Raw genomic sequence first — 5,047 nt, 5'->3', positions numbered from 1 at the left:
GGCCGACATCGCCAACGTCGAGGCGCAGACCCAGGCGCAGAACGCCAAGATCGACGCGGCCGGCAAGCAGGTGGCGCAGGCGCAGGCGGCGCTCGAATTCGCCAAGTCCGAGGACCAGCGCAACCGCGAGCTCCTGGCCAAGGGCACGGCGACGCAGCAGCAGGCACAGCAGGCCGCTTCGACCTTGCGCCAGGACCAGGCGGCGCTGGACGCCGCCAACGCCAATGTCGAGGCAGCGAAAAGTCAGCTGGCGGTTCTGCAGGCTCAAGGCAAGAGCGCCGAGGCCAAGCTTCGGCAGGCGGAGGCGGCCGAGAACCAGGCCAAGACCACCCTCACCCGCACGACCATCACGGCGCCCGTCGCCGGCCGTGCCACCAGCATCACTGCGGCGAAAGGCACCTATGCGCAGCCCGGCCAGGTGCTGATGATGTTCGTGCCCAACGACGTCTGGGTGAAGGCCAATTTCAAGGAAACACAGCTCGACCTGATGCGGCCGGGCCAACCCGTCGACATCGCCATCGACGCCTATCCCGAAAAGACCTTCCATGGCCGGGTCGACAGCGTCCAGGCCGGCAGCGGCACGGCGTTCAGCCTGCTGCCTGCCGAAAACGCCACCGGCAATTTCGTCAAGGTGGTGCAGCGCGTGCCGGTCAAGATCGTGTTCGACCAGCCGCCCGGCGTCTATCTCGGCCCCGGCATGTCGGTGGTTCCGACGGTCAAGGTCAGATGAGCGATGCCGCGACAGTTCAGGGCAACGAAAGCCGTTCCGCCGCCGGCGGGCGCAACCCCTGGCTGATCGCGATCGTCGTCTCGATCGCGACCTTCATGCTGGTGCTCGACACCTCGATCGCCAATGTCGCGCTGCGCAACATCGCCGGCAGCCTGGCCGCCGGCATGGACGAGAGCACATGGGTGATCACCACCTATCTCGTCGCCAACTCCGTCATCATCCCGGTCAGCGGCTGGCTGACCAGCGTCGTCGGCCGCAAGCGCTACTACATGATCTGCGTCGCGACCTTCACATTTGCATCGCTGCTCTGCGGGCTGGCCCCCAACCTGCCGACGCTGATCGCCTTCCGTATCCTGCAGGGGCTGGGCGGCGGCGGCATGGCGCCGAGCGAGCAATCGATCCTCGCCGATACTTTTCCGCCGGAGAAGCGGTCCCAGGCCTTTGCGCTCTACGGCATCGCGGTGATCGTCGCGCCGACGGTCGGACCGACAATCGGCGGCTGGCTGACCGACAATTTCTCCTGGCACTGGATCTTCTTCATCAACGTGCCGTTCGGCATCATGTCGCTGGCGCTCGTGCAATGGCTGGTGATCGAGCCCGACATCCTCGAACGCGAGCGCCGGGAGCGGTTGAGCAAGGGGCTGAGGGTCGACTGGATCGGCTTCATCCTGGTGGCGATGGCGCTCGGCTGCCTCGAAGTCTTTCTCGACGAAGGCCAGCGCAACGACTGGTTCGCCTCGACCTTCATCACGACCTTCGCTGTGATCTCGACCGTGTCGTTCGTGCTGCTGGTCCCGTGGGAGTGGACAAGGCGCGATCCGATCGTCGACGTCCGCCTGCTGTTCAGCCGGCAGTTCGGCATGTCCTTTCTGGTCATGATGGCGGTGGGCGCGGTGCTCTTCAGCACCACGCAGCTTTTGCCGCAGTTGCAGCAGACGACCTTCGATTACACCGCCACGCTCTCCGGCCTCTCGATGATGCCAGGGGGCATTGCCATGCTCATGCTGATGCCGATCTCGGGCTTTGCCGCCGGCATCGTTCAGCCGCGCTATCTCATCATGTTGGGCATGTCGGTGGTCGCGGTCGCGCTCTGGCACACGACCTCGCTGACGCCCGACGCCAGCTTCAGCTTCTTCGCCTATGCCCGCGTCTATATGATGATCGGCCTGCCGTTCCTGTTTATCCCGATCTCCACCGCCGCCTATGTCGGCCTGCCGCCGCAGAAGACCGACCAGGCATCGTCGCTGATCAATGTCGCGCGCAACATCGGCGGCAGCATCGGCGTGTCGCTGTCCAACACGGTGATTGTTCAGAACGCCCAGATGCACCAATCGGTGCTGGTCAGCCACACCGCGCAATCGAGCGACACCTATCAGCAGACGCTTCGCCAGGTGACGGATCATTTCGTCGCCGAGGGTTCGCCATTGGTCGAAGCCAGACAGCAGGCCGTCGGCTGGATCGGCCAGGAGATCGGCCGCCAGGCTTCGCTGCTCGCCTATGTCGATGTGTTCTTCTACTGCGCGATAGCCACAGCGGTGCTGGTGCCGTTTGCTTTGCTGCTCAGACCGCCCAAATCGGCACCGGCGAAACGTTAAAGCATGTCTCCCGAAAGTGGGAACCGGTTTCGGATAAAGACATGCGTAAAATCAAAAACCGGACGGAAAACCGCTAGTTTTCCCGGAATTGCTCTAGAAGCCGAACTGATCCTTGCGCAAAGCGTCCTCGTATTTCTTCTTCAATTCCAGAACCCTGTCGCGCACCTCATCCTCCTTGAAGTGGGCCGCCTCCCATTTGTCGATCTCGGCTATCGAGTGGTTGACGGATGCGAGTTCCTCTTCCTCCCTGATCGCCGCTATCCAATCCTCCACCGCGGCCTTGTAGGCGCTCTGAAGCTGGTCGAGATCCGACACATCGGTTTGCATGGCATACTCCGTTGGATGAGCGCGCCACTTGTAACCCGGCCGGATGAACAAACTAAGACAGGCGAGCTTCGTCCTCGGTCTGCGTCCCCTCGGCAGGCTTGCGGATTCCCCTTGTTTCACCGGACTTCCGCCTTCGGCGACATAGTGGCCGAACTCAGCTCGCATTCGACGATGCTGACGCGGATAGGGTGATCTCCTCAGGCACTTGCGCCAGATCAAAGAGGCGTTTTGGAAGAACGCGCTAGGATTGAATGCGTGAGGTAGGGACCAATGACCAAGCGGATCGCGATCATACAGGGTCATCCAGACCCCGGTGGGCATCGCTTGCTGCATGCGATGGCAGACGCTTATGCCGAAGCTGCGAAAGCAGCCGGGCACGAGGTTCGTCGCGTCGAAGTGGGAACGCTCGAGTTCTCGCTCATGCGTACACAAGCGGAATTCGAGACCGGGGCATTACCGCCGGCCCTCGTGCAACCGCGGGACGATATGCGCTGGGCCGAACACTGGGTTTTTCTGTTTCCACTTTGGCATGGAACCATGCCGGCACTGTTCAAAGGTTTCCTTGAACATATCTTCAGGCCCGGCTTTGCCATGGAATATGGAAAAGAAGGTTTTCCGAAACAACTGCTCGCCGGCCGTTCGGCTCGCATCGTCGTCACCATGGGCATGCCGGTCTTGCTCTATCGTTGGTACTTTGGCGCCTACGGATTGCGCGGTTTCGAGCGAAGCATGCTGAGCTTCGCGGGAATCAAACCTATTCGTGAGAGCCTGTATGGCCTCACCTTCGCCGACGAAAAGAAGCGAGTTCGCTGGATCGACGATATGCGCAAGCACGGGCAACGGGGCGACTGACAAAATCATCCCGAGGTTCAAGCCACGTCCCAGGTGGCTCGGGCGAGCTATCATTCGGCAATGGCGAATGCCCCGCAGGTTACGTGAAGCGTCCTGAGCCAGCGTTTTCCAATAGCATGTCAACGACTGGCAGCCTCGCCACCACTGATAATCGGCCCCGGCACGCTTGCGCACGCAAGATCGCGGCGCGATGCTGGCCGCAACTGGAGGAGACCATGCGAAACATCACGGCATCGGCACTGCTTTTGGCGGTGGCATTCTTCACGACCAGCGCGAACGCGCTGGACAGTTCGAACACGCCCGTTGTGGTGACACCGCTGGTGTCGAAGACAACGACCGCGTCGGGCCAGCCGATCACGCTGCCGCAAAAGAACGTCGAGGTGCAGGTCTCGTCCTACCAGATCGCGCCGGGCGCAACGCTCCCGGTCCACAAGCATCCCTTCCCGCGCTACGCCTATGTCGAGCAGGGAACGCTCAAGGTCACCAATGTCGAGACCGGCGCTGCCAACACCTTCAAATCAGGTGACTTCATCGTCGAGATGGTCGGCCAATGGCACCAGGCCACCAATATCGGCACCGATCCGGTGAAGCTTCTGGTGATCGACCAGGTCGAGCAAGGCGCCAAGAACACGATCCTGAAATAGTAGCCGGCAGAGCGTCCGCTCCGAAGCGGTCGCCCGTTGTTGCTCAGCCCCAGGCGCCCACAGGTTGCCTTGTGGTGGCGTTCAGGCGGTTGAAGGCGTTGATCAGCGCGATCTGGATCACCAAAGCGGCGAGCGCCTTGTCGTCAAAGTGACGCGCCGCCTCGTCCCAGACGTGGTCGGGCACCGCGTCGGACCGATCGGCCAGGCGCGTCGCGGCTTCCGTCAGCGCAAGCGCCGCGCGTTCGGCGTCTGTGAAGTAAGGCGTCTCGCGCCATGCCGACACGGCGAAGATCCGCTCGTCCTTCTCGCCTGCCTTCTTCAGCTCGCGCGCGTGCATATCGACGCAGACGGCGCAAGCATTGATCTGGCTGGCGCGCAGATGAACGAGCTTGCGCGTGACATACGGCACGTCGCCGGCCTCGGTCGACTTGTCGAGCGCGAGCAGCGCCTGCAGCGCGCCGGGAATGAGCATCACCGGGTTCTTCAATCTTGCTTCCATCATCCGTCTCCTCGGGTTTCGTGCTGCCGGCAGGCCCGTACCAATCAATAACTTTCCAGTTATGAGTTATCCATAACTTTGCAGTTATGCGTTGTCAAGCGCCTTCCCTGGCTGGACCGATGGTTGCGGCTTTCGCGGCGGCGCGACCGGTGCTAGGGCTGCCCAACTTCTAGAAAGCATGGATGGAAGCTGGTGGCGGACACGCAAAAACCCCTGATCGAAATCTGCGTCGAAGGCATTGACGGGTTGCTCGCCGCGCAGGCCGCCGGGGCCGACCGGGTCGAGCTCTGCGCCAGCCTGATCGAAGGCGGCATCACACCGAGCCTCGGCACGGTGCGCGCCGCGCTCGAAAGCGCGACCATTCCCTTCCATGTCATCGTTCGGCCGCGCGGTGGCGATT

At 62.3% G+C, this 5,047-nt stretch carries 7 protein-coding genes; 5 read left to right on the top strand and 2 right to left on the bottom strand.

The window, feature by feature from the left end; translation table 11 throughout:
• Together EOA24_RS27105 and EOA24_RS27100 are read left to right on the top strand one after the other, a co-directional pair.
• Positions 1-730: HlyD family secretion protein (locus tag EOA24_RS27105; RefSeq protein ID WP_133374626.1), on the top strand; the 730-nt coding region annotated here is incomplete at its 5' end.
• Positions 727-2,325: a DHA2 family efflux MFS transporter permease subunit gene (locus tag EOA24_RS27100; RefSeq protein WP_127256445.1), complete on the top strand. Its 1,599-nt coding sequence runs from the start codon at positions 727-729 to the stop codon at positions 2,323-2,325. The genes EOA24_RS27105 and EOA24_RS27100, both read left to right, overlap by 4 nt.
• Positions 2,326-2,418: 93 nt before the next feature.
• Here EOA24_RS27100 and EOA24_RS27095 read toward each other — a convergent pair whose 3' ends face one another.
• Positions 2,419-2,652, bottom strand: coding sequence for a hypothetical protein (locus tag EOA24_RS27095; protein WP_126082248.1), 234 nt, complete (start codon positions 2,650-2,652; stop codon positions 2,419-2,421).
• 270 nt (positions 2,653-2,922) lie between these two features.
• On the opposite strand from EOA24_RS27095, the gene EOA24_RS27090 reads away from it, so the two are divergent.
• Positions 2,923-3,504 (top strand): NAD(P)H-dependent oxidoreductase, encoded by a 582-nt coding sequence (locus EOA24_RS27090; protein WP_126082247.1) that lies wholly within the window; start codon positions 2,923-2,925, stop codon positions 3,502-3,504.
• A gap of 215 nt (positions 3,505-3,719) precedes the next feature.
• Positions 3,720-4,148, top strand: a complete 429-nt coding sequence (locus EOA24_RS27085; protein ID WP_126082246.1) for a cupin domain-containing protein — start codon at positions 3,720-3,722, stop codon at positions 4,146-4,148.
• Between the two features lie 43 nt (positions 4,149-4,191).
• On the opposite strand, the gene EOA24_RS27080 is transcribed toward EOA24_RS27085, so the two are convergent.
• Positions 4,192-4,647, bottom strand: a complete 456-nt coding sequence (locus EOA24_RS27080) for a carboxymuconolactone decarboxylase family protein (protein WP_126083772.1) — start codon at positions 4,645-4,647, stop codon at positions 4,192-4,194.
• 189 nt (positions 4,648-4,836) lie between these two features.
• On the opposite strand from EOA24_RS27080, the gene EOA24_RS27075 reads away from it, so the two are divergent.
• A partial coding sequence (locus EOA24_RS27075; RefSeq protein ID WP_281059900.1) for a copper homeostasis protein CutC occupies positions 4,837-5,047 on the top strand: 211 nt, incomplete at its 3' end.

It is taken from the genome of Mesorhizobium sp. M2A.F.Ca.ET.039.01.1.1 (assembly GCF_003998035.1).
In the GTDB taxonomy this organism is placed as follows: domain Bacteria; phylum Pseudomonadota; class Alphaproteobacteria; order Rhizobiales; family Rhizobiaceae; genus Mesorhizobium.
This window is presented reverse-complemented; position numbering and strand designations above follow the sequence as displayed.